This is a genomic window from Pseudomonas batumici (assembly GCF_000820515.1).
Taxonomy (GTDB): domain Bacteria; phylum Pseudomonadota; class Gammaproteobacteria; order Pseudomonadales; family Pseudomonadaceae; genus Aquipseudomonas; species Aquipseudomonas batumici.
Genome location: NZ_JXDG01000035.1, coordinates 47,270 through 70,106, shown reverse-complemented (window position 1 = coordinate 70,106; position 22,837 = coordinate 47,270). Strand labels below are relative to the sequence as shown.

22 protein-coding genes are annotated in these 22,837 nt (G+C 61.7%); 14 read left to right on the top strand and 8 right to left on the bottom strand.

Annotated elements, in window-relative coordinates; genetic code table 11:
* Nucleotides 1-151: 151 nt before the first annotated feature.
* The gene (locus tag UCMB321_RS29495) at nt 152-643 is read right to left on the bottom strand and encodes a pyridoxamine 5'-phosphate oxidase family protein (protein ID WP_052451182.1); all 492 of its coding nucleotides are present in this window, start codon (nt 641-643) and stop codon (nt 152-154) included.
* 132 nt (nt 644-775) lie between these two features.
* Between UCMB321_RS29495 and UCMB321_RS13460 the strand changes: the two genes are divergently transcribed.
* Nucleotides 776-1,741, top strand: coding sequence for a Dyp-type peroxidase (locus UCMB321_RS13460; RefSeq protein WP_040067465.1), 966 nt, complete (start codon nt 776-778; stop codon nt 1,739-1,741).
* A gap of 71 nt (nt 1,742-1,812) precedes the next feature.
* On the opposite strand, the gene UCMB321_RS13455 is transcribed toward UCMB321_RS13460, so the two are convergent.
* Genes UCMB321_RS13455 through UCMB321_RS13445 form a run of 3 tightly spaced genes read right to left on the bottom strand, consistent with a single transcriptional unit; the run spans nt 1,813 to nt 4,216 of the window.
* The gene (locus UCMB321_RS13455; protein ID WP_040067463.1) at nt 1,813-2,229 is read right to left on the bottom strand and encodes a VOC family protein; all 417 of its coding nucleotides are present in this window, start codon (nt 2,227-2,229) and stop codon (nt 1,813-1,815) included.
* Nucleotides 2,230-2,263: 34 nt separating this feature from the next.
* Nucleotides 2,264-3,055, bottom strand: a complete 792-nt coding sequence (locus UCMB321_RS13450) for an SDR family NAD(P)-dependent oxidoreductase (protein ID WP_040067462.1) — start codon at nt 3,053-3,055, stop codon at nt 2,264-2,266.
* A 30-nt stretch (nt 3,056-3,085) separates the two neighbouring features.
* On the bottom strand, nt 3,086-4,216 hold the full coding sequence (locus UCMB321_RS13445; protein WP_040067460.1) for an alkene reductase: 1,131 nt from the start codon (nt 4,214-4,216) through the stop codon (nt 3,086-3,088).
* A gap of 128 nt (nt 4,217-4,344) precedes the next feature.
* Here UCMB321_RS13445 and UCMB321_RS13440 point away from each other — a divergent pair, with 128 nt between their 5' ends.
* Complete coding sequence (locus tag UCMB321_RS13440) at nt 4,345-5,232, top strand: LysR family transcriptional regulator (protein ID WP_040067459.1); 888 nt, start codon at nt 4,345-4,347, stop codon at nt 5,230-5,232.
* A 4-nt stretch (nt 5,233-5,236) separates the two neighbouring features.
* On the opposite strand, the gene UCMB321_RS13435 is transcribed toward UCMB321_RS13440, so the two are convergent.
* Nucleotides 5,237-6,256, bottom strand: coding sequence for an AraC family transcriptional regulator (locus tag UCMB321_RS13435; RefSeq protein ID WP_084615001.1), 1,020 nt, complete (start codon nt 6,254-6,256; stop codon nt 5,237-5,239).
* A gap of 140 nt (nt 6,257-6,396) precedes the next feature.
* Between UCMB321_RS13435 and UCMB321_RS13430 the strand changes: the two genes are divergently transcribed.
* Genes UCMB321_RS13430 through UCMB321_RS13420 form a run of 3 tightly spaced genes read left to right on the top strand, consistent with a single transcriptional unit; the run spans nt 6,397 to nt 9,389 of the window.
* Complete coding sequence (locus tag UCMB321_RS13430) at nt 6,397-7,143, top strand: SDR family NAD(P)-dependent oxidoreductase (RefSeq protein WP_040067455.1); 747 nt, start codon at nt 6,397-6,399, stop codon at nt 7,141-7,143.
* A 10-nt stretch (nt 7,144-7,153) separates the two neighbouring features.
* On the top strand, nt 7,154-8,563 hold the full coding sequence (locus tag UCMB321_RS29490; RefSeq protein WP_052451181.1) for an SRPBCC family protein: 1,410 nt from the start codon (nt 7,154-7,156) through the stop codon (nt 8,561-8,563).
* Nucleotides 8,544-9,389 carry an SDR family NAD(P)-dependent oxidoreductase gene (locus UCMB321_RS13420; protein WP_052451180.1) on the top strand — a complete coding sequence of 282 codons (846 nt, stop codon included), beginning with the start codon at nt 8,544-8,546 and terminating at the stop codon, nt 9,387-9,389. The genes UCMB321_RS29490 and UCMB321_RS13420 overlap by 20 nt, the downstream gene beginning before the upstream one ends.
* Before the next feature lie 43 nt (nt 9,390-9,432).
* Here the strand turns inward: UCMB321_RS13420 and UCMB321_RS13415 are convergent, their stop codons facing one another.
* The gene (locus UCMB321_RS13415) at nt 9,433-10,446 is read right to left on the bottom strand and encodes an AraC family transcriptional regulator (RefSeq protein ID WP_084614999.1); all 1,014 of its coding nucleotides are present in this window, start codon (nt 10,444-10,446) and stop codon (nt 9,433-9,435) included.
* Nucleotides 10,447-10,650: 204 nt separating this feature from the next.
* Here UCMB321_RS13415 and UCMB321_RS31065 point away from each other — a divergent pair, with 204 nt between their 5' ends.
* Genes UCMB321_RS31065 through UCMB321_RS13400 form a run of 3 tightly spaced genes read left to right on the top strand, consistent with a single transcriptional unit; the run spans nt 10,651 to nt 13,106 of the window.
* Nucleotides 10,651-10,956: a YtcA family lipoprotein gene (locus UCMB321_RS31065; protein ID WP_167337440.1), complete on the top strand. Its 306-nt coding sequence runs from the start codon at nt 10,651-10,653 to the stop codon at nt 10,954-10,956.
* 15 nt (nt 10,957-10,971) lie between these two features.
* Nucleotides 10,972-12,039 (top strand): multidrug transporter subunit MdtN, encoded by a 1,068-nt coding sequence (gene mdtN, locus UCMB321_RS13405; protein WP_052451178.1) that lies wholly within the window; start codon nt 10,972-10,974, stop codon nt 12,037-12,039.
* The gene (locus tag UCMB321_RS13400) at nt 12,036-13,106 is read left to right on the top strand and encodes an FUSC family protein (protein ID WP_084614997.1); all 1,071 of its coding nucleotides are present in this window, start codon (nt 12,036-12,038) and stop codon (nt 13,104-13,106) included. The genes mdtN and UCMB321_RS13400 overlap by 4 nt, the downstream gene beginning before the upstream one ends.
* A 52-nt stretch (nt 13,107-13,158) precedes the next feature.
* Here UCMB321_RS13400 and UCMB321_RS13395 read toward each other — a convergent pair whose 3' ends face one another.
* Complete coding sequence (locus UCMB321_RS13395; RefSeq protein ID WP_052451176.1) at nt 13,159-13,596, bottom strand: ParB N-terminal domain-containing protein; 438 nt, start codon at nt 13,594-13,596, stop codon at nt 13,159-13,161.
* A gap of 27 nt (nt 13,597-13,623) precedes the next feature.
* Nucleotides 13,624-14,355, bottom strand: coding sequence for an HpcH/HpaI aldolase/citrate lyase family protein (locus tag UCMB321_RS13390; RefSeq protein WP_052451175.1), 732 nt, complete (start codon nt 14,353-14,355; stop codon nt 13,624-13,626).
* 479 nt (nt 14,356-14,834) lie between these two features.
* Here UCMB321_RS13390 and UCMB321_RS13385 point away from each other — a divergent pair, with 479 nt between their 5' ends.
* From UCMB321_RS13385 to UCMB321_RS13360, 6 genes are read left to right on the top strand one after another with little or no spacing between them, the layout of a single operon-like run.
* Nucleotides 14,835-16,229: a Y4yA family PLP-dependent enzyme gene (locus tag UCMB321_RS13385; protein WP_052451174.1), complete on the top strand. Its 1,395-nt coding sequence runs from the start codon at nt 14,835-14,837 to the stop codon at nt 16,227-16,229.
* Nucleotides 16,230-16,243: 14 nt separating this feature from the next.
* On the top strand, nt 16,244-17,287 hold the full coding sequence (locus UCMB321_RS13380; RefSeq protein ID WP_040067453.1) for a PLP-dependent cysteine synthase family protein: 1,044 nt from the start codon (nt 16,244-16,246) through the stop codon (nt 17,285-17,287).
* Between the two features lie 28 nt (nt 17,288-17,315).
* Complete coding sequence (locus UCMB321_RS13375) at nt 17,316-18,461, top strand: NAD/NADP-dependent octopine/nopaline dehydrogenase family protein (RefSeq protein WP_040067451.1); 1,146 nt, start codon at nt 17,316-17,318, stop codon at nt 18,459-18,461.
* 38 nt (nt 18,462-18,499) lie between these two features.
* Entirely contained in the window at nt 18,500-20,350 is a 1,851-nt protein-coding gene (locus tag UCMB321_RS13370) for an IucA/IucC family protein (RefSeq protein WP_040067449.1), read from the top strand.
* Between the two features lie 16 nt (nt 20,351-20,366).
* On the top strand, nt 20,367-21,611 hold the full coding sequence (locus UCMB321_RS13365) for an MFS transporter (protein ID WP_040067447.1): 1,245 nt from the start codon (nt 20,367-20,369) through the stop codon (nt 21,609-21,611).
* A gap of 16 nt (nt 21,612-21,627) precedes the next feature.
* Nucleotides 21,628-22,812, top strand: a complete 1,185-nt coding sequence (locus UCMB321_RS13360) for an aminotransferase class V-fold PLP-dependent enzyme (RefSeq protein WP_040067445.1) — start codon at nt 21,628-21,630, stop codon at nt 22,810-22,812.
* The last annotated feature ends 25 nt before the right edge of the window (nt 22,813-22,837 follow it).

Here is a 22,837-nt window from a genome sequence, read left to right as displayed (position 1 = left end):
TAAACTAGCCACGTTGTCACGCATCCTGATCCAGAGGTTCCAGGATGCATCACGACTTCCCGAGACCGGCTAATGGGTGTCCCCTTTCGGCCCGTCCCCTTTCGCCCCCTGGGAGGAGGCTTGTGTCCAACTTGGCGAACGGTCTCTGTGTTCAGCCCACCAACGTAATCCATTCGGCGCCATCGCGTTTCAGGATTGCAGCTTGCAGGCCGAGCGGAGGTGGGGCCACGCCGAGTTTTAGACACCACAACTCAATCTGTTCGACCAGCAATTCGATCACCACCACGTCCGGGTCAAAGGGTCCACCAGGGAACCACACGTCTGAATTCTTCCGCCACATCGTGCTCTTGAGTGCCGGATCGTGATCCAGCACTTTTGCTTGTCCAAGCAGTGTCACGTACGCATGATCTTCATCACATTGGTAAGACAGGGTCATTCGCCCAGTGTGTTGCATTTCCTGTACCTTGCGGCACTGCCGCCCCGTCAGGAAACGCACCGACCAGTGTTCGCTCAATGAATAGGGTTCAACGATACGAGCATTCGCATGGCCCGCTTCGGTAACGGTAATTGCCATGCAATACGGCACTTTGGCAACGATGCTGCGGGCTATGTGAAGAAGTGATTCAGTCTTGTCGGTCTGCATAAACTCTCTTCCATAAGGAGGCGGGTATACTCCACTGCGTCTGCGTACCCTCTTGGCACTCGATTGTAGCCGCAGTGCCGCAATCTGCTATTTTCAGTGTTTCAAATGTGTCCCGCAGCGTGTGGAGTCCCCATGACAACACCTTCGCCATCGACCCAGCGCAAGCCCGCCCCTCAAGCCGTCTATAGCCCCATCACCAGCAGCGCGATTTTCATCGTTGCCACCTTGGCGCCCGGCAGCGAGCCGGCCGAGAAAGTACGCGGTTGGTGCGAAGATATCGCCGCCCTGACGCGCTCCGTCGGCAAACGCGTGCCCTCCGGCAACCTGTCGTGCGTCTGCGGTTTTGCTTCCGGTGCCTGGGACCGCCTGTTCGGCGGCCCGCGTCCGGCCTCGCTGCACGGATTTCGTGAAATGGGTGTGGAGGGTCGGCGCGCGGTGGCGACACCGGGCGATATCCTGCTGCATATCCGCGCCGATCAAATGGACCTGTGTTTCGAATTGGCGACGCAACTGCTCTCGCGTCTTGGCGATGCGATCACGGTCGTCGATGAAGTCCAGGGCTTTCGTTATTTCGACATGCGCAGCATGGTCGGCTTTGTCGATGGCACCGAAAACCCGGTGGGCCACGAGGCTGTCGATTTCACCATGGTCGGGGATGAAGACCCCGCGTTCACCAACGGCAGTTATGTGCTGGTACAAAAGTATCTGCACAACATGGCCGCGTGGAACGAGCTATCCGTCGAGGCACAGGAACGCATCATCGGCCGCACCAAACTGTCCGATATCGAACTCGATGAATCGGTCAAACCGAGCTCGTCGCACAGTTCCCTGACGACCATCACCGAAGACGGCGAGGAAGTGAAGATCCTGCGCGACAACATGCCCTTCGGCCGACCGGGCGCCGGCGAGTTCGGGACCTACTTCATCGGCTATGCACGTTCGCCCGCCCCCATCGAGCAGATGCTCGAGAACATGTTCGTCGGCAGGCCCGCAGGCAACTATGATCGCTTGCTCGATTTCAGCACGGCAGTCACCGGTGGCCTGTTCTTCGTGCCTTCCGCCGATCTGCTGGAGGAGCTGGCTGAGCGCAGGCCTTAGTCACGTTGTCATGCATCCTGCTCCAGAGGTTTAAGGATGCATCACGACTTCCCGAGACCGGGCACTTCAGATCACCGCGCTTTCGGCGAATCCGCAAAAATCAGCTCCACCTTTATACCATTCGGATCCTCAACGAACAGCTGATGCTCCGACAGATCAGGCACCACACGCTCGCTGAATCGCAAGCCCAGGTCGAGCAGGCGTTGCCGGTGACTCTCCAGGTCGCTGCAGCGGAACGCGATGTGATCGAGTGCACCGCCGCCCTCTCCCACGGCACGCGCTCCCAGATAGAGGTCCAGCTCCGCGCCGCTGCTTTCCAGATTGGCAATATGAACAAGTGGACGGCCTGCCGCGTAGAGCCAGCGGCCCGGGAACGGGAACGCCGGACGCCAGCCCTCCTCCAGCCCGATGGCGTCGCGAAAGAAATCCGCCGTCTCATCGACTTTGGCTGTGCGAACCGTGAAGTGATCGAGATGTTGAATCGTCATGGTCGATATCCTTTTGATCGAGGGATAAGCCAGGTTAATGCAGCCCCATCCCACGCGACGCCGCCGCGGCGGCACGAACGGCAAGCGCACGGGGAATGAAACGGGGCAGCCAGGAGGTGATGCGCACGCTGGATCGTCCCGGATAAACCACCTTTTCCTGACGATCGAAGGCTTCCAGCGTCCGGCGGACGACGACTTCTGCCGCGTCCATTTTGATCGTCGGCTGATCGGCCGAGGTTGCCGCGAAAAATCGGGTAGACGTGGGGCCCGGGCAAGTCGCCATCACCTGTACGTTACGCGGTGCAAGCTCATGGCCCAGCGCTTCGCTGAAATGCAGCACGAATGCCTTGCTAGCCGCGTATGTCGCCATGTAGGGAATGGGCTGGAAAGAAGCGTTGGAGGCCACGTTGATAATGCCGCCCTTGTTCCGGGCAGCCATCGCACTACCCAGCCGATGCGAGAGTCCCACCAGCGCCTGGATATTCACCTGGACCAGATCCTCCTCCCTGGCCAGCGGATTCGACAGGAACTCGCCGGTGAGCCCGAACCCGGCGTTGTTGACCAGCAGGTCCACCGCAATCCGTTGCCGTTCCAATTCTTCGCTGATACGCATCGCGGCATCACGTTCGGCCAGGTCCACCGCCAATACGATGGCCTGGACGCCGTACTGCTCGGTCAGTCGTTTTGCCAGGGCATTCAACGCATCCAGCGAACGGGCGACGAGAACGAGGTTGGCGCCGCGTGCCGCGAGCGCTTCGGCAAAGGCTTCGCCAAGGCCCATGGAAGCGCCCGTGACGAGCGCAAACGCATTACGATAAGTGAACATGCTATGGGTCCTGATAGGTAGGTGGAGCGGTTACGCGCGAACAGCATTCGTCGCTTCGGCCGTTGGCCACGCTGGATAATCCGAGTAACCGCGCTCATCACCGCCGAACAGCGTGTCGCCGGCAAACTCGGCCAGTGGGAGATGTTCCAGCAGGCGTCTTGGCAAGTCAGGGTTGGCCACGAAAGGACGTCCGAAGGCGACCAGGTCGGCGTAGCCCTTGCCAATCACCCAGTTGGCACGGTCCAGATCGTAGTTGCCGGCAACGATGATGGGCCGTTGGAAGCGCGCCCGGACATCGGCCCGAAACGCTTCCGTGAACTGCGGCGCATCATCCCAATCGGCCTCGACCAGATGCAGGTAGGCAATGCCCAGCGTTTGCAGGAACGCGGTGGCGTCGAGGATCGTCGGCAGAATGTCGGGGCAGTCCATGCCGCGTGCGGTCAGGAAAGGGGCCAGCCGAATGGCCGTGCGCTCTGCCCCCACCTCCTCTACGACAGCACTGACCACCTCCTTGAGGAAGCGCAGCCGATTTTCCCGCGAGCCGCCGTATTCGTCAGTGCGGGTGTTCGCGGTCGTGCGCAGGAACTGATCCACCAGGTAGCCGTTCGCCCCATGGATCTCGACGCCGTCGAAACCTGCCGCGATAGCGTTGCGCGCACCGACGCGGAAGTCGTTGACGATCCCGTGGATCTCCTCTTTACCCAGTGCGCGCGGCGTCGGGCAATCCACCATCTCGCCCAGGCCGGTCGCAGGATTCACTTTCCAGATCTTGGCTTCGAATGGAACCGCCGAAGGCGCGACCGGCAGCTCCCCGTTGTGGAAGTCAGGATGAGAGATCCGACCGACATGCCAAAGCTGAAGAAAGATGCGTCCACCCGCGGCATGCACCGCATCGGTGATCAGTCGCCATCCCGCCACCTGCTCCTGGCTATAAATCCCCGGGGTAAAGGAGTACCCCTTGCCTTGCGGTGAGATCTGCGTCGCCTCCGAAACGATCAGCGCCGCCGAGGCACGTTGCGCATAGTAACGGGCGTTCAGTGCATTGGGGATGTCACCCGGTTGGGTGCTGCGCGCGCGCGTCATCGGCGCCATCACGACGCGGTGAGGCAGGGATTGCTCACCAACAAGGGTGGGTGTGAACAGGGCTGAATAAGCGGTCATGGCAAGACTCCAAACGCGGGATAGGGGTGAACAGAGGTTTTCCGTTCAGTTGCGCAGAGTGTTGCCTCTTGCCTTGAGGATTAGAATATGGCTACTGGTAGATAGATTATCGAACAAGGGTTGAGAATATGCTGGACGACCTCAACGAGCTTCGCACCTTCCAACGAATCCTGGTCTGCGGCAGCCTGTCAGCCGCCGCGCGCGACTTGGGCGTAGGGCTGGCCGTGGTCAGCAAACGGCTCATGGCACTGGAACGCCGGGCGGGACAGCGACTGATCAACCGGACCACCCGCACGCTGTCCGCGACCAGTGAGGGGCTGGCCCTGAGCGCCCATGTCGATCGGATACTGGAGGAGTTGGAGGCGGCGGAATCACGAATGGCGGTGGGCGCTGAAGAGCCGTTTGGCCGGCTACGGGTCAGTTCGCCCATTTCTTTCGGGCGCATTCACCTGGTGCCGCTGGTGGCTGAACTGGTCGAGCGCCATCCACGGCTGGATATCGAACTCCGGCTCGACGACCGACTGGTCGATCTGACGTATGAGCGGATCGACGTCGCGGTGCGTATTGGTCAACCTCGGGACAGCAGCGCCATCCTGCGCAAGCTGGCGGACAACCGGCGAATTCTGGTGGCCGCCCCTGCGTATCTCGAACGCCATGGGGAGCCCGGGTCTTTACAGGACCTGGAGCGTCATGGCTGTCTACGCTATGACGACCCCTCCCAGCCCTGGCGCCTGGAAGGTCCGGGAAACGAAGTGATCGAGTTCCAACCGCGCGCGCGGCTCCACGCCAATAGTGGCGATGCCGTGCGCGACTGGGCGATTGCCGGCCACGGGATCATGCTCAAATCCAGTGTCGACGTTGCAGACGACCTTGCCGCCGGCCGCCTGGTTCATATACTGCGTGACTGGCACAGCGCAAGCGCACCGATCTACGCCCTGCTGCCCTCCCGACGCTTCACACCGAGCAAGACGAAGGTGTTTCTTGACGCCCTGGGTGCTCGACTTGCCGTGCTTTAACGCCTCACCTTCCAGACCTGAACTCCCCCGGCGTCATCCCGCTCCAGCGTGAAAACGCCCGAACGAACGCCGGCGGCTCGCTGTAGAAGAGCTTGAAGCTGATGGTCTTGATGGAGTCCTCGGAGTGATGCAGCAGGTAGATCGCCCGCTCGAAACGTATCTTGTCCACCAACTCGGAATATTGCACCCCCTCCTCACCCAGGTGCCGCCGCAGACTGCGCTCCGAGCAGTTGAGCTTCTTGGCCATGGCCGCGGTGTTCGGATAGAAGTCGATGCACGCCAGGAGGCTGCTCACTCGGCTTTGCCAGGACAACGTTGCACGCTCCGCCTGGGCTTCGCGACACAGCCGTAGATACAGGTGGTAAGCGTGCGGGTTTCTCCGTGCATTGCGCAGGTGGCCCCGTTCATTGTCGTAGGTGACATAGGTGTGGTCATGACCGAAGCTCACGGGGCAATCGAACTCGACCGGATAGCGCCCGGCATCTTCGGGCTCGGGATAACCGAATGCCACCGCACACACATACCCTCCTGCCCCCCCACCGAAGAGGTCACGCAGTAGCTGGCGCGTGCCAAGGATGTCGCGGTCGATGAGAAACCGGTACAGCGCGGGCAATCCGCCGACCTGGCGGTAGCGGACGACCGACTGACCGGTGGCGAGGCTATCGATCAGTTCGGGCACGATCCAGGGATTGGTCAGGGGATGGAAACGCCGCGACAGATAGCCGGCATGGCCAAGATCAATCGCGTTTGCCAGCAGTCCGCCCAGCACCCCCACGCTATTCACGTTGGTCAGCCGACCAAGGTCCAGGCCGGCCGCCGTGCCTCCATCATAAAGACGCAGGATATTCTCGTAGACCGTCTGTTCCTGGCGGCTGTCGGGCACTGACTCAGGCAGTGCAAAACTGTCGACGCCCAGGCCGCTCCCCGCCAGCACCTCATGCAACGAATATCCCCACGCCTCCATCTGCGCAATGCAGAAGCACAGCGGTGCCTGGCTGGCACGGGGAAACATGGAAAGACTCATGGCGGCTCACGCTTCTCAGAAAGGGCTATTTAATGTTCTTTTGGCTGTAATTATCAATCATCTGACACGTTCGAACATCGCCTCGAAGGGACCGGCTTGGCTTAATGCGCCTGGAGAAAAACAATAATGAGGCAGCGTTCATGAGCAAATCGGTCTTCATCACCGGCGCATCTTCCGGCCTGGGGCGCCAAGTGGCGGGTGAATTCGCCAAGCGTGGCTATGACCTGGCGCTGGCTGCCCGTCAACTCGACGTCTTGCACCTCATCAAGTCCGAGCTGGAGGCGCAGCACGGCGTGCGGGTGCTGGTCTATCCGCTGGATGTCAGTGATACCGGGCAGATACGCGAGACGCTGACTGCCGCCAGCGCCGAACTGGGCAAGCTCGATATCGTTGTGGCCAATGCCGGGCTGGGTCACGACGGACGCATAGGGCGCATCGATTTCGCCAATTCCCGCCAAATGTTCGAAGTGAATGTCATCGGTGCCTGCGCCACCATCGACGCGGCAATCACCCTGTTCAAGCACCAGGGCCATGGGCAGATTGTGGCGATGAGTTCGATCGCCAGCTGGCGCGGCCTGCCCGGCAGCGCGGCCTACAGCGCGAGCAAGGCTGCCGTCAGCGTGTACATGGAGGCCCTGCGTGCCGAAACACAAGGCAAGGGCAAGAGCCTGGCCGTGACGGTCATCTACCCGGGTTATATCGACACGCCGATGAACAACAAGCTCAAGCACAGGCCCTTCCTGCTGTCACTGGAGGAAGGTGGCAAACGGATCACCGATGCCATTGTGCAACGTCGCAAGCGAGCAGTGATTCCCGGTTATCCCTGGCTGCTGCTGCGGCCCCTGCTGCAACTGCTGCCGACCGCGCTGATCGGCAAACTCTTCTGAGCGAACGACCATGACCACCACTATCTGCCAGATCGCGCTGTGCGTGCGCGACACCCGCGCGTCCCTGCGTTTCTACCAGAAGCTGTTCGGCCTCAAGCATGTCTTCGGCACGTTGTCCTTCCGTGGCAAGCAGGCCGAGCGGATACAAGGCCTTGCGGGAGCCGCCTCGCGAGTCAGTTGGTTGATCGACGACCGGGCGTTCTTTCAGTTGGAACTGTTCGAATTCGAGTCGCCGGTCTCGGCCCCCCTCTGCCCTGAGGACGACGAGCGCGTCGGTTATCGGCGCATCCTGGCGCGGGTCGATTCGCTGGAGCGCTTCGAAACCCTCGCGCGGTCTCTCGGCGTCTCCCTGGAACCCCAGCGGCTCGCCAATCGCCGTTTCATCCGGGATCCGGACGGGATTCTCATCGAGCTGATCGAAGACCGCTCCCTGCAAGGGTTGCCCTACCCGTGCAAGCTGACGGGCCTGGGCCTGGTTGTCGCCGATTGCGCCCGCAGCGTGGCGGCCTTTGTCGAAGGCTTGGGATTTGAGCGTGGCGCCCCGCTTGTCGAGCAGGATAACCCTGGCATCGCCAGCGCCTGCCTGATCAAAGGCGACATGTGGCTGGACATCCGCCAACCGGCGGCCCCCAAGCCCTGGCCGCCCCGTTACCGACTGAGCGACATCGGCATCATGAACCTGGCCGTCGGTTTCGACAGCCAGGACGGATTCACCGCACAGTTCGAACGGGCGCTGGTGTCTGGCTTCGTACCCAACTGCACACCGGTGGGCCAGGCGGGGCTGGTGCAGTGCGTCTACCTCAACGACCCGCACGGCTTTTCGGTGGAGATGCTCTACTGTTCGCCGCGACTGTACGGCCTGGTGGGTTTCAGCGAACCGGACCTGAAGGCCAGGTTACTCAACCGGCAACGCGAGAAGCAGGCGTACAAGGCCCTGGGTACCCGCCGTGACAGTCTCTTCTCGCGGCAGATCAGGACCGAAATCGAGATCGACGCACCACCCAGTACCGTGTGGAACTGCCTCGTCGACTTCGAGCGCTACGGACAGTGGAACCCCATGCTGGAGATCCAGCAGATCGATCACCGCCCGGGTGGGCAGGTGCGCTTCGCGGTCAAGCTGGGCAAGGAACGCAAGGCATCCTTCCAGGCCCGCATCAGCAGCGACGAAGCGCCACGCCGCTTCGCCTGGCGGGGCGGCAACCCTTTCACGGTGGCCGGCGAACACTTCTTCCAGCTGATGGAGAACGCCGATGGGTCCACCCGCTTCATCCATGGAGAACGTTTTTCCGGCCTCTTGCTGCCGGCGCTCTGGCAACGCCTGAGCCAATCGAAACGACTCTATCAACGTATGAACGAAGCGCTGAAACAGCGTATCGACACCGCTCATCAGGAGGCGACAGATGAAAGACTTGAACGCTAAGGTCAGCGTGATCACCGGAGCCGGCGCCGGCCTGGGCCGAGAACTGGCGATGGCTTGTGCGCGACGTCGGATGAAGCTGGTACTGGCCGATGTCGAAGCCGCCAACCTGGAGACCACCCGCACCTTGATCCAGCAGGAACACCCCGGCACAGACATCGCCACCCTGCAGGTGGACGTGTCCAGATTCGAGCAGGTCGCCGCACTGGCGAAACTGGCCGTGCAACGTTTCGGCGGTGTGCATCTGCTGTTCAATAACGCCGGCGTGGGCGTCACCGCGCCGATCTGGGAAAACACCGTCGCCGACTGGCAGTGGGTCACCAACGTCAATCTTTATGGCGTCGCTTGGGGCGTGAAAGCCTTCACGCCAATCATGCTCGAACAGGGCGAGGGGCACATCGTCAATATCGCCTCGGCGGCTGGCTGGATGTATTCGGCCGGCAGTGGCATTTACAACGCCACGAAAGCGGCGGTGGTGGCGCTTTCAGAGAGCCTGGCCAACGACCTGAAGATGGCCAACAGCATGGTCGGCGTCAGCGTGCTCTCTCCGGCCTTCTTCCCGACCGGCATCATCGAGTCCGAGCGCAACCGGCCGGCGGAATTCGCTGATACTGCCGCCGACAGCGAGATGAAGCGGCAGTACGAAGAGCGTGTGAGACGAGCCGTGGAAGCCGGCAAGATGTCCGCACGCGAAATCGCCGAAATCACCCTGAAGGGCGTGGAGGAGAACCGCTTCTACCTCTTTCCCCATGCCTGGGTACCCGGCGCAATAGCCCTGCGCAGCAAACAGGCGCAGGCGGGTATGACGGCCTTCGATCCACAAGCTTGACCAGGCTGACAGGAAGTCGCCCCTCACCCGGATCTTTGCCGGATCAGTCCGGGCGCCGGGCACGCCGAAAGGCATGGGGAGACTCCCCGGTCCAGCGCTTGAACGCATGGATAAAGCTGGCGGACTCCGAATACCCCAGGGTCTCGGCGATCTGCTCGATCTGCAGGCGCGAGCCGGTCAGCAAGCGTTCGGCGATGGCTTCGCGCACTTCGTCGCACAAGCCGAGATAGGCCGTGCCCTCCTCCCGCAATCGACGCCGCAAGGTCCGCACCGACAGGCACAGGCTGTCGGCCAGCTGTCCCATGGAGGGCATCGCGGCCGGCTGTGCGGCCAGCAACTCGCGCACGCGCGCCGTCAGTTCGCCGGTCTTCGGCCCGACCTGCAAACCTCGTCGACACTGGTCATGGGCGATATGCAGCGCCAGCGGATCGGCCAGGGCCAGCAATACATCCGCGTCGGCCTGGCTGAAGACCAGGGTGCTTTTCGGCGCATTGAACTGCGGACGCACACCGGTGAGTCGCTGATAAAGCGCCACGTCGGCAGGTTCGGCAAAACTGAACGCAATGGCCTGGGGCATCGCCGTACGTCCGAGCAGATCGCCGGCGATCCGCAACCCGGCGGCAAAGCATCGCTCGACGATGAACGGGCGCAACTCCAGCGGGATCCCGCTCTCCTCGCATTCGATCCGCAGGTCCGTTGCCCGGGCATCCACCGCCACGCGCACCAGGCTGGCATTCAACTCGGAATAGTGCGGAATCAGTGAAAAGGCATCGCGCAGCGTGGGGCTGCTGACCAGGGCGAATCCCAGCGCGGCCAATGAGGTGAAGCGGTAGCGCGACCCCACTTCCAGCCCCAGGCCGGTGGCGCCGCCACAGTACGCGAGCAGGTTGCGGATCAGGCGAAACTCCTGCTCGAAGGAAATGATTGCCGTGGGATTGGCCAAGTCGCCGGGCTCAAGCCTGGAGCCTGCGAGAAAGTCCACGATCGACAGGCCACGCTCAAGCCCGACCCTGGACATGATCACCGCACCACTGATGCTACGCTGTTGATTACTCACTGGCGCATCGACTCCACCCAAAGACACCCAAGGTCGATCACAGTGCACTCCCTATCAATTTTATGGCCGAACAGATCATGTTCACCCCTGAAGCGCTCTCTAGAATATCGGCAACGAAAGACTGCGGAACACTCGTTCACTTCGCTCCGGGCTCGAGCGTTTGCGGCGCGCCCCGTTTTGCCAATCCAACCAGAAGCGTCGACCTTGATTAATACCCGCCCCACCGGCGCCCGCTCCCCGGGCGAACGTCTCTACCGTACCGGAAAAACACTGGCTGGCACCCTGGCCTGCCTGACACTGGCAGCCTGCAAGCAGCCCCCGTCGATCAACGTGATCGGCGCCTATTTCCCGGATTGGCTGTTTTGCACGATCGGCGGCGTCCTGCTGACCTTTGTGATCAGGGCTGTGCTGCTCAGGACACAGCGTACCGCATGGCTGCAACCGCTGGTGCTGAGCTACCCGCTGCTGGCCCTGTTTTTTTCGCTGCTGACCTGGCTGGTCTTTTTCTAACCCGGGCGTTTTCCCATGAACACACACTCGTCTGCTCAATATCCTCGTCGACTGCTGGTAGGCGCCCTCTGCGTCGCCGTCCTGGGCCTGCTGCTCTGGGTGATCGCCCGGCTGGATGCGCAACCGCGCACCGACGACGCCTACGCCTATGCCGATACCGTCAATGTCACCCCGCAGGTCAGCGGGCGCATCGTCGAGTTGCCCGTGCGGGAAAACCAGCCCGTCCACCAGGGCGACGTACTGATGCGCATCGATCCGCGCCCCTACCAGGTGGCACTGGACGAGGCCAGGGCGGCGCTGGTGGAGCTGGATCAGCAGATCGGCCTGAACCAACGGCAGGTCAACGCCCAGCGCCTGAACGCCGAGGCGGCGCATGCCGAGATCGAGCGGGCGCAGGCGCTGGCCAAGCAAAGCGGCGACACCCTCAGGCGCCAGGAAAGCCTGCTGTCCCATGGCTACATCTCCGCGGAGGCCATCGACCAGTCACGCACCTCCCGACGCAGTGCGCTGTCGCAACTCAACGTGAGCCAACTGCAAGCCCGTCAGGCCACTGCGGCGGTCAGCGGCGTCGAGGCCCTGGTGGCCCATCGGGCGGTGATCGAAGCACAGATCGCCCGGGCAGCGCTGAACGTCGAGTACAGCACCGTGCGTGCTTCGTTCGACGGGCGCGTGGTGGGCCTCAAGACAACGGTTGGTCAATTCGCCTCGGCGGGCCAGCCGGTGTTCAGCCTGATCGACACGCAGCATTGGTACGTGGTCGCCAATTTCCGCGAAACCGAGCTGAAGAACATCCGACCGGGCGATCCCTCCACGGTCTACCTGATGAGCGATACGCGCCAGACATTCGCGGGCAATGTCGACTCGATCGGTTTCGGCGTGCTTCCTGATGATGGCGGGACGGACGTCAACGGCTTGCCCAAGGTCGCGCGCTCGATCAACTGGGTCAGGGTGTCGCAACGCTTTCCGGTGCGCATCCGCGTCAATGGACCGGACCTGCCGTCATTCCGCATCGGCGCATCGGCCGTCGCCGTCGTCAACACCGGTAGCGGCCCGGCGCAAGCATCGTCGACCACGACGCCATGAAGGACGCCACGCAGGGGCAGTCGCCACTGGAAATCCTCAAGGAGGAACTGAGCAGTCGCCCTGGCAGAATGAATGCGCTTGTGCGTCATCTGGTCAGTTGCACGATCGTCATCCTGCTCTCCATGACCTTGCAGGTGCCGCTGCTGTCGATCTCCCTGGTGCTGGTGTTCTTCGTGACCCAATCGAGCCTGGCCCTGACCCGGATGCTGGGCATGTTGTTCATCGTCAGCACCACGCTGGCCGTGGGCGTGGCGATCCTGCTGCTGAAATTCACCTTCGACTATCCCCTGCTGCGCATTGCCGCCGCCAGCCTGGTGTTTTTCGTCAGTGTGTTTTTCATGCGCACCTGTCGACTGAGCCCGCTGTTTTTCGTGATGGCCCTGGTGACGATCTATATCCAGAGCCAGGTGGACCTCAATAACAATCCCGAAGCCCTGACCCGTGTCTGCCTCTGGGCCTGGGTCGCGATTGTCTATCCGACGGTGGTGACCGTGGCGGTCAACACCCTGCTGTTGCCGCTACCGCCCCCCGCCGAAACCCCACGGGCACCCAAGCCGCCCCTGCTGGTGGCCGACGCCTTCGAAAACCCGGCCTATCTGCAGTTCGCCTTCAAGACCCTGCTTGCCGCCCTGTTGTGCTACCTGCTGTACACCGCGGTCGACTGGCCCGGGATCCACACCGCCATGCTCACCTGCCTGATCACGGCCATGCCAAGCCTGGAAAAGACCCTGCACAAAGGCCTGTTGCGCATCCTCGGCTGCCTGGTCGGCAGTGCCCTGGCGCTGTTGTGCATGGTGTGGGTGGTGCCGCAGATCGAGAGCATCGTCGGCCTGTTATTGATGAGCCTGCCCGTGCTGGGCCTGGCCGCGTGGGTCAGCGCGGGCTCGCCACGCAGCAGCTATGCCGGTATCCAGATCGCGTTCGCCTTCGCGCTGGCGCTGCTGGCGGACTTCGCACCGATGACCAACCTGAGCGAAATCCGCGATCGCCTGGTCGGCATCCTGCTGGGGGTCATCGTCACCCTCTTGATCCATGTCGGATTATGGCCGGAGTCCGAGAAAGCCTGAGGCCGGTCCAAGGTGCTCATGAAGCACCTTGGCCTGGCATGTGCGCCAGCCTTCAGCCATACAGGTTGTCCAAAGGGATGGCGACCACCGGCAGTGCCGGGTCGAAGGCATGCCGGGTGGTCTTGTAGGGAAAGATCTCCCCTCGCGCAATCGTGGTGAAAATCCGCGTCACTTCAAACGCCTGCCCGGTCTGCCAATGCCGCACCCGCACCCGCGGGTCGGCGTAATCGAGCTCAATGCAGGGCACCCGTTTCAAGCCCAGTTGCAACGCGGCGTTGAGGCGGTGATTGCCATCCATCACGATCCCTTTCGAACGCTCCACAATGATCGGCTCGAGCCATTGGCCCGTGTGCAGGATCGACTCACGCAGCCGCTGCACATTGCCGGGGTCGACCTGTTCCGACTGCCGCACATCATCCAAAGGCCGCAACACGATGTCGTACCCTTGCTGCGTAGCCGCTTCGGCGAAACAAGGCTGGCGGTTTTCCATGGCGCATCTCCTGAGTTGACGGTCGGTTCAGCAGGCATCGGGCAGGAAGGCCCGCTGCACGGTGTCCAATTGCGCGGGATGAATGCACAGCTTGGCGCCAAACCCCAGGGCCCGTGCGTCGTGCGACTCGCGCGCCACCACCGCCATGTCGCTGAGCGCGGGCGTCACCCCGTCGATCGGTGCCGGTAGACAGGCCGCGCGCGAAGCCAGGACGATGCGATTGCGGGCAAAGAGAAAGGCTTCCGGTATCTGGCGGCAATCGATGTCCTGGGAGAAATCCAGTGAACCGAACGCCAGGCGCGTCACCCCTGGGATCCCGGCAATGGCTTCGACCTGCTGCAGGCCCTTGGCGGTCTCGATGATCGCGACAATCTGCAAGTCGGGATTCCAGGCCCGCAACCGCTCGACCACCCGGGACAAGGTCTCGGGGCACTCGGCCTTGGGCAGGAAAATGCCGGCGCAACGCTCCGGGTAGCGCATGTCGCCGAGCCACGTCATGTCCTGGGCGAAAAAGCGGCTGTTGACGTCGTTCAACCGGATGTAACGCTGGCAGCCCGTGAACGGGGTTTTCTCCTGCCAGACCCAGATCGCCGCCCGGGAAGCCGCTTTGCTGTCGGGGTGAACGGCGTCCTCCAGGTCCAGGATGATCGCGTCGGGCCGGGCGTCGACGGCCTTGGCAAAACGCTCGGGACGATTGCCCGGAACAAACAGGTAGCTGATGGGAAGCGTGGCGGTGGTGCTGAGACGATCAGTTGTCATTGAATCTCTCCTTGGCCTGCAATGGCTTGTGATGAGGGCGCGAATAAAACGTGCTTGGCGCACCGGCGCTGGGGGGCCTACGCAAAATATTTGAAAATCCTACTTGATAATCATTCACATTAGCAATATCGTTCTCACCAGTTCGTAGGTTTCCTCGTACATCCAGGAAATGTTCCGAGACGTGTTATGCAGTGATGCCCTTTAGATGTCAGCTGCTAGCACTTTAGAAACTGTGCGGCGGGTCATTAATTAATGGCTAGACGCCATTCCCGCATAAACCACATGGAATGAGGTTGTCATGCAATTGTTTTGTCACTCTATGACTGTCGTCCGTGTCATTCCCTTGTCATCCGATACTGTTTGGCCCCCTCCGCCACCGGTTTGAATTCTCGCACCTGACGAGAGGCAGTATCACTTTTGTCGGCAACATTTAGTTGTCGAAATATGAATGGCGACGTTTTCGATGCCAGAGGTTAACTATGCCTGTTTCAATGGCGCCACGACTCAAAGAGCGAATTGAAGTTCATACCCCCGAACTCCTGACGCCACTGCTTGACCCGGTTATTTCAGATTTTCTCCACAATACCCCGGACACACTTATCGATCTGGTGACGCAACACGGTTCGCCCTTGAACCTGGTATGGCCACATGCATTTCAAGCCAACGTAGCCGCCTTCCAATCCGTGTTGAATCAATTTGGCGTGCGCCATGCGATCTTCTATGGCGCCAAGGCCAACAAGTCGCAAAGTCTGCTCGGCGCCGCCGCCGGCTCGGGTATCGGTACCGATGTTTCCAGCCTCTACGAACTGGAGTCGGCGCTGCGTGCCGGTACGCCGCCGGAGCGACTGTGTGCCACGGGGCCGGCCAAAACCGCAGCCTTCCACCGGGCGCTGGTGCGCGAGGGTGCGCTGATTTGCGTCGACTCCCAGGAGGAGTTCGATCATCTGAAGAGCGTGGTCGAGTCTCTGTCGGCCCCCGTCAAAGCCCGGGTTCTACTGCGCTACAGGCCAAGGAGCTGCCCATCGAGCCGCTTTGGAATGGGCGCGGACGAGCTGCTGTCCTGCTTGCAACGCCTGACCGAACTCAGCGAAATCATCCACTTCGAAGGGTTCCATTTTCATCTTGGCGGGTATGACGTCGAAACCCGGGTACAGGCCTTTCGCGAGCTCGGCGGATTCGTCGACGCGGCTCGGGAAATGGCCTTGACCCCAGGGATCATCGACATCGGCGGCGGCTTGCCAATACGCTATATCGACCCCCAGGCCTATGCCCAGTTCTTACAGAACGCCAATCAGCCCAGTCATTATCACAACCAGAGAGTGCCCAACTCTTTTTATCCTTATGGCAGTCATCTAACGGCCTGCCAGTGGCTGACACTGTTTCTCCAGGCCGAACATTCGGCCGGCTGTTCCATTGCTGACTACTTGAAAAACCAGAACATTACGTTGGCGCTGGAGCCCGGCCGAAGCCTGGTCGACCAAGCGGCGATCTCAGTGTTTCGTATAACCCGAATCAAACAACTGGCCAACGACAAGACTGTTCTGTTTGTCGAAGGCAGTAGTTTCAGTGCCTGCGAAACATGGTTCTCATCGGAATACCTTGTCGATCCGATCCTGATCACCCAGCCAGTATCAGCGCCTAAACCCATACAAGCTTATATCGCCGGCCATAGTTGCCTGGAAGACGATGTCATCACCCACCGTTTGATCCATTTCAATACAACGCCTCAAGCCGGCGATTTATTGATCTATGCCAATACCGCCGGCTACCAGATGGACTTGTTGGAGAACGAATTCCATCGCCATCCCCTGCCCCGGCGACTGATGGCGAGTTGTTGTACGGACGGTCACTACGCGTTTTCACCTGACTACTGAAAGGAGCACTTCAAATGATATTGAATAAAGTCTCGGACCTTATTGGTAATACGCCGATGTTGGCCCTTGCTGTTCCGGATACGAACGCCAGGTTGTTGCTCAAGATCGAGAAGAATAACCCCGGCGGTAGTATCAAGGACCGAATGGCCCGCAACATGGTGCTCGCCGCCCTCAAGTCCGGGCGCCTGAAGCCCGGCGGCGTGGTGGTCGAATCGTCCTCGGGCAATACCGGCATCGGCCTGGCCATGGCGGCTGTCGAATTCGGTTTGCAGTTCATTGCCGTGGTCGACCACCACGCCGCCCAGGACAAGATTGCCGTGATGAAGGCACTGGGCGCGGACGTGCGCTATGTCTCGGGCACTTACCGGGAGGATGAGGTCGCGGTGGTCGAACGCCAGCGCTTGGCGGCGGAACTGGCCGAACAGATTCCCGGCGCGGTGTTCATGAACCAGTCCGACAATGCCGCCAACGCCGGCGGTTACAGCGATTTCGTCCGGGAAACCATTGCCCAGGCCGGGGGCAAGGTCGGGGCCTACGTGGGTTGCGTCGGCACTGGCGGGTCGATGACCGGTATCGCCCGTGGACTGAAATCGCACAACTCCAGCACGGTGACGGTTGGCGTCGAGCCCGCCGGTTCCATCGTCTTCGGCCACCCCGGTTATCCGTATTACCAATCCGGTACCGGCACCCCCGCCGGCGATACCGTGGGCCTGGTGCTCGACTACAGCTGCATCGACCTGGGCGTCCAGGTCACCGACGCCCAAGCCTTCGAAACCGCACGCTACATCGCCAGGAACATGGCGTTGCTGGTGGGGGGATCAACCGGTGGCGCGATCTTCAAGGCGCTGGAGCTGATCCATAAAGGGGTGCTCAGCGGCAACGTCGTGGTACCGATTGCCGACGGCGGGGAAAAGTACCTGCACACCGTGTTCGACGAAAAATGGCTGGCCGAACGCGACCTGCTCGACCCGAGCGTGGCCGTCCAGCTGGATACCTGGCTGGGCAAGACCCAATGGCTGGAATCCGCCTCCACGCCGCTGCAACTGAGCGTTGCATGATCCGTCTTCGACACAGGAACACCTTTCGATGAAACCGCTGAAAGTCGCCATTTGTGGCGGTGGCAGGACCGGGCACCTCAACGCCATCCTGTTCAAGCAACTGCCCGATGTCCAGGTCTCGCTGCTCACCCACAACCCCGAGGTGGTCGAACAACACGCCCGCCAGGGGTCGATGCAGGCGCTGTTGCCGGATGGCTCGACGCTGAATGCCCGGCTGGATTGCGTGACCGGCGATGCCCGGCTCGCCGTCGAGGACGCCGACCTCGTCATCATCACCGTGCCGGCCCACGTCCGCGCGCAAACCCTGCAGGCCATCGCGCCGCACCTGAGTACCGAAAAACCGGTGTACATCGGTGCCATTCCCGGGTTCTGCGGTTTCGACTGGCTGGCGGAATCCACCCTGGCCGACCGGCCGAACCTGGTGATCTGGGGGATGAAGGATGTCCCGCACACCGCGTTCGACCTCAAGCCCGGGCTGTCGGTCAAAATGGGCGGCGGCAAAAGCCAGCTCTACGTGGCCACCCACGCCCGGGAATCCGCCGCCTCGCGCCAGCACCTGCAGCAACTGCTGACCCGGCTGTACGGCCCCTGCGTGACGATGCTCGACAACTACCTGGAAATCACCCTGACACCGGGCAATCCGATCATGCATAGCTCGGTGATCTACGGGCTGATCGGCCCTTATGGCCAATGGCACCGGAAAATCTTCCCACGCCCCCTGTGCTGGTGGACCGAGTGCCCCGAGCTGGGCGCGTACTTCCTCGAGCGCATGGACCAGGAAAGCCAGGACCTGTGCGCGGTGATCAGCCAGCGGCTGGGCGTCGACCTGTCTTCGGTGAAGTCCTTGAAACAGGAAATCGTCGAGGCCTACGGCGATCAGATCCGCGACCCGAGCAGCATGTTGTCCATCCTGCGCTCCAACCAGGCCTACAACGACATCCTCGCGCCCATGGTGCCGGCGGACAACCGCGCCGGCTACGTGATCGAACGGGAAAGCCGCGCCTTCAACGAGGACGTGGCCTACGGCCTGGTGCTGCTGGTGGAAATGGCCAAGCGCTTCGACCTGAAAGTGCCTTACATCGAGGAGGTCCTCAACTGGAGCGTTTCCTACATGCAAGGGCTACGGGATTCGGCACTGGACTACTTCCCGCGCCACTGGCCGCGCACGGCCTGAGCCCCTCCTCCTTACCTTTCGACGAGCACATAGCAGCTATGGATGACCTCAAGACACTGATCGCCTACTCCCGTAAAAATGCCTTGCGACGACTGATTCGTTGCTTGTTTGCCGAGAACATTCTCGACCGCTCGGCGCTGAATTTTTCCGCCGAAGGCACCCAGGCGACGTTTCCCCTGAAAGACGCCCGCGCCCATCTGTTTTTCTCCGATATTGCCCTGGGGCCGGCCGATACCCTGGTCAACGACGGTGACGTGGTGTTGCTGACCGAGGAAGGCGTTCGCCAGCCGATCCACACCCACCAGGACCTGCTGGACGTGCTGCGTGACAGCTTCGATTTCGAACCCTCGGACGACGGTGTCGAGGGGCTCAAGGCGGACATGGAAAACAGCCTGACCAACGATGCCCATGCCCGTCAGTACCACCAGCAGTGGAACGCGCGACTGGCCGAGGCCACCCGCAGCCACGGGCTCGACAGCTTCACCGACTACCTTCGCCAGCACGCCAGCACCAAGGACGCGGCCATCCTGCTGGACCAGTGGGGCTCGCTGGAAGGCCATCCGTATTACCCGACCTGGAAATCCCGCCCGGGCCTGACCGATGCCGAAGTCGCGCAACTGTCCCCCGAGTTCAACGCCCAGGTACCGCTGCGCATCGCTGCGTTGCGCGCCGACATGGCGAAAAGCGAAAGCATGCCCCATGTGACCAGCTATCACGCCTGGTTTGCCAGCAACTTCCCGGCGCAATGGGAGCAATGGAAGGCCTCGCTCCAGGCCAAGGGCTTGAACGAGCTCGACTGGTTGCCGCTGCCCATCCATGCCTGGCACTTGCAAGCCTACGTGCTCAAGACCTTCGCCGCGGAAATCGAAGCAGGCATCCTGATCACCGATGGCCCCGATATCCAGACGCTGCCGACCATGTCCTATCGGACGATGATGCCGGTGCTGAACGACAGCGCACCGCTGATCAAATTACCCATCGCCCTGTGGATGACCAGCGAGATGCGCAGCCTGCAGGCCAAGTCGATTCACATGGGGCCGCGCATCAGCACGGTGATCACCCGGATCCTGGAGGCCGAAAACGGCTTCGACCGGGGCCTGGAAATCTTTCCCGAAGAAATCGGCGTGCGTTACAAAAACGCGATCACCCAGGACGATGCACCGGGGCGGCACCTGTCGGTGGTCTATCGCGCCAGCCGACAAGCCTTCGAGCGCAACGACGGGTGCCTGCCGATCACCGTGGCTTCGCTGTTCACCCGCTTGCCCGGAAATGGCCGGCCGCTGTTCACCGACCTGATCGAGCGTGACGGTGTACGAGCGAGCGCCGTCCATGTCGAAACCTGGTTCCGCCAGTACGCCAAGGTGGTCACTCAACCGGTGGTGGCGATCTATCTGTTGTACGGCATCGGACTCGAGGCCCATCAACAGAACAGCATGGTGCTGTTCTCTCCCGACGGCAAAGCCAGTAGCCTGCTGATCCGCGATTTCGGCGACGGCAGGACCTATGCTCCACTGCTGGAGGAACGCGGCTACACCCTGCAACCCCATGTCCAACCGGGCATCCTGCCGACGGTTTTCGTCGACGATATCGAACCGGTGCGCATGTTCGTGCTGAGTGCGGCGTTCCTGACCCACCTGCACGAAATGGCCCTGTGGCTGACCCAGGAATACGCCCTGGGCAACACACGGCTGTGGCAGGTGCTGCGCGAAGAAACCGAACGGGCCTTCGCGGCCGTGCGCGAGCGGGTGGCGCCGGCGCTGTGGGAAGTCGAGCGCAAGGCGTTCATTGAGGATCCCTGGCCAACCCGGTCGTTGCTGCGCATGCACTTGATGCAGTACAGCAACTATCGAGTGCAGCACACCCTGACCAATCCGCTTAACGCCGTTTAACCACAGAGGTTGATTCATGTCCCATGCAGGTGCTCTCCAGGGTTCGTCCGTAAGAATCCTGATCTATCTTCTGTTCGCCATCCAATTGATCTCCATGGGGGCGATGGAAATGAGCGGGCCCTTCTGGCCCGTCCACCTGCGTGGGCTGACCGCATCGGAATCGGTGTTCAGCTTCGCCAGCATCGCGGTCTATGTCGGCCCGATGCTCGGCATTATGCTGACCAGCGCCTTCTGGGGTCGTATCGGCGACCGCTACGGCCACAAGTTGATGATGATCCGCGCCTTGGCCGGTTTGTCCTTGACCCAGCTTGGGCTGGCACTCTTCAGCGATATCTGGGTGATCCTGGTATTGCGCTTCCTGCAAGGCGCCTTCGCCGGGTACATTGCCCCGGCCCAGGCCTACGGGGTCAGTATCGAGGCACCTGCGCGGCGGGCACGGCTGTTCGCCATCCTGCAGATATCGACCAACGTCGGCTCGTTGCTCGGCGCCGTGGTCGGCGGGTTGATTCTCGACCACGCCACCTTCTTCTGGATCAATATCAGTGCCTCGGCCCTCTGCGCCGTCTGCACCGTGGTGGCAGCCGTAACCCTGCCGAATGTGCCGCCGGTGAAGAAAGCCCCCGCAGCAGAAAGCACCACGGCAACCCATAGCGCCCAGGGTCTCTGGCAAGGTACGCCGCTGCTTTCGTTGCTCGGCGTCATGGGCATCCTGCTGCTGGCGCGGATGCTGCCGCAGACCTCGTTTTCGCTGTATGTCAGCTCGGTGTTCGAGGTCAGCAATTCGGTGGTCGGCCTGTGCTACGGGTTGCTGGCCCTGGGCTTCATCCTGTCGGCGACGCACTGGTCGCGCTACTTCGAACACCGCACCCAACAGGACACCCTGCAGCGCATCACCTTCGTGGTCATCGGCTGTATCGGCCTGACCGCCGTCGCCGGCCTCACGCGGACCCCCGCGGTGTTTGTCGTCGCCTACTTCATCTGGGGCGTGCTGCTGGGGGCGACGACACCGGTGCTCATGGCGCTGATCTCGAAAACCGCCGACAGCTCCCGGCAGGGCCATGTGCTGGGGATTGCGCAAAGTACCGCGCAATTTGCCTCGATTGCCGGGATCTCGGCCGGTGGTTTGCTGAGCCAGGTCTATGGCTTGCAATATACCTATCTGTTCGTCTGCCTAGTCTACGCGGTAGCCTTGGTGCCCATTGTCGCCCTGCGTTACCGGCCAATGGTCATGCCGGCGGGCCAGCCCACCCGTGGCGACTGAACAAGGAGGAGTCTTTTTGAACATTGAGCAACTGCGTGCCGATACCGCGGCTGTCGAACGGCTGATTCACTTCAACAACGCCGGGGCCGCGCTGATGCCGGCGCCGGTGATCCAGGCCGTCACCGGGCACCTCGAACTCGAGACGCGCCTGGGCGGCTATGAGGCGGCGGCTGAGCGGACGGTCGAATTGGAAAATGTCTACGCATCCATCGGCCGACTGATCAATGCCCAACCGGACGAAATCGCGGTGATCGAGAACGCCACCCGCGCCTGGGACATGGCCTTCTATTCGCTGCCGCTGGGCCCCGGGGACGTGGTGCTGACCTCGACCACCGAATACGCCGGCAACTATATTCCCTACCTGCAACTGCAGCAGCGCCGTGGTATCGAAATCCGCATCATCCCCAACGATGAACAGGGCCAGGTCTCACTGACGGCCCTGCAGGACATGCTCGGCGATAAGCGCGTGGCCCTGGTGTCGCTGCCGGCAATCGCCACCAACGGCGGCCCGGTCCAGCCGATCGAACAGATTGGCGCCCTGGCCCGGGCCGCGGGCGTACTGTTTCTGCTCGACGCCTGCCAGGCTGTCGGGCAGATGCCGATCGACGTGCAGAAGATCGGTTGCCACCTGCTCGCGGCGACCAGCCGCAAATACCTGCGCGGGCCTCGGGGCATGGGCTTTCTCTACGTCGAAAAAGGCCTGTGCCAGAATCTGGAGCCGGCCTTTCTCGACCTGCACGCCGCGTCGCTGTTGACCCCGCAAAGCTTCGAAATTCGCGCCGATGCCCGACGCTTTGAAAACTGGGAGTGCAATGTGGCGGCGAAGCTGGGTCTTGGGGCGGCGGCAGATTACACGCTAGCCCAGGGTATGGAGCCGATGTGGCAGCGTATCCAGCAGTTGGCGGGCTATCTGCGCGGGCGACTGGGCGAGGTCCCCGGCATCACGCCCCAGGACCTGGGAGCGGTCAAATCCGGTATCGTCACCTTTACCCGCCAAGGCAGCAGTGCCGCGCAGGTGCAGCAGTGGCTGGCGGGACAGGCCAAACGGATCAATGTCAGCACTTCGACGGTCCGCTCGACCCTGCTGGATATGCAGCAACGAGGCTTGCAGGAAGTCAGCCGTGCTTCGGTGCATGCCTACAACACCGAAAGCGAAATCGACACACTGATCGAGGCGTTATTGCGCATGCCCCAAGGCTGAGCCCGGCAACTACCCCTTGCGTTGA

What these genes read in the sequence shown, in the direction of transcription:
- UCMB321_RS29495 (WP_052451182.1), bottom strand. Translation starts at nt 643, where the DNA reads ATGCAGACCGACAAGACTGAATCACTTCTTCACATAGCCCGCAGCATC.
- UCMB321_RS13460 (WP_040067465.1), top strand. Translation starts at nt 776, where the DNA reads ATGACAACACCTTCGCCATCGACCCAGCGCAAGCCCGCCCCTCAAGCC.
- UCMB321_RS13455 (WP_040067463.1), bottom strand. Translation starts at nt 2,229, where the DNA reads ATGACGATTCAACATCTCGATCACTTCACGGTTCGCACAGCCAAAGTC.
- UCMB321_RS13450 (WP_040067462.1), bottom strand. Translation starts at nt 3,055, where the DNA reads ATGTTCACTTATCGTAATGCGTTTGCGCTCGTCACGGGCGCTTCCATG.
- UCMB321_RS13445 (WP_040067460.1), bottom strand. Translation starts at nt 4,216, where the DNA reads ATGACCGCTTATTCAGCCCTGTTCACACCCACCCTTGTTGGTGAGCAA.
- UCMB321_RS13440 (WP_040067459.1), top strand. Translation starts at nt 4,345, where the DNA reads ATGCTGGACGACCTCAACGAGCTTCGCACCTTCCAACGAATCCTGGTC.
- UCMB321_RS13435 (WP_084615001.1), bottom strand. Translation starts at nt 6,256, where the DNA reads ATGAGTCTTTCCATGTTTCCCCGTGCCAGCCAGGCACCGCTGTGCTTC.
- UCMB321_RS13430 (WP_040067455.1), top strand. Translation starts at nt 6,397, where the DNA reads ATGAGCAAATCGGTCTTCATCACCGGCGCATCTTCCGGCCTGGGGCGC.
- UCMB321_RS29490 (WP_052451181.1), top strand. Translation starts at nt 7,154, where the DNA reads ATGACCACCACTATCTGCCAGATCGCGCTGTGCGTGCGCGACACCCGC.
- UCMB321_RS13420 (WP_052451180.1), top strand. Translation starts at nt 8,544, where the DNA reads ATGAAAGACTTGAACGCTAAGGTCAGCGTGATCACCGGAGCCGGCGCC.
- mdtN (WP_052451178.1), top strand. Translation starts at nt 10,972, where the DNA reads ATGAACACACACTCGTCTGCTCAATATCCTCGTCGACTGCTGGTAGGC.
- UCMB321_RS13400 (WP_084614997.1), top strand. Translation starts at nt 12,036, where the DNA reads ATGAAGGACGCCACGCAGGGGCAGTCGCCACTGGAAATCCTCAAGGAG.
- UCMB321_RS13395 (WP_052451176.1), bottom strand. Translation starts at nt 13,596, where the DNA reads ATGGAAAACCGCCAGCCTTGTTTCGCCGAAGCGGCTACGCAGCAAGGG.
- UCMB321_RS13390 (WP_052451175.1), bottom strand. Translation starts at nt 14,355, where the DNA reads ATGACAACTGATCGTCTCAGCACCACCGCCACGCTTCCCATCAGCTAC.
- UCMB321_RS13385 (WP_052451174.1), top strand. Translation starts at nt 14,835, where the DNA reads ATGCCTGTTTCAATGGCGCCACGACTCAAAGAGCGAATTGAAGTTCAT.
- UCMB321_RS13380 (WP_040067453.1), top strand. Translation starts at nt 16,244, where the DNA reads ATGATATTGAATAAAGTCTCGGACCTTATTGGTAATACGCCGATGTTG.
- UCMB321_RS13375 (WP_040067451.1), top strand. Translation starts at nt 17,316, where the DNA reads ATGAAACCGCTGAAAGTCGCCATTTGTGGCGGTGGCAGGACCGGGCAC.
- UCMB321_RS13370 (WP_040067449.1), top strand. Translation starts at nt 18,500, where the DNA reads ATGGATGACCTCAAGACACTGATCGCCTACTCCCGTAAAAATGCCTTG.
- UCMB321_RS13365 (WP_040067447.1), top strand. Translation starts at nt 20,367, where the DNA reads ATGTCCCATGCAGGTGCTCTCCAGGGTTCGTCCGTAAGAATCCTGATC.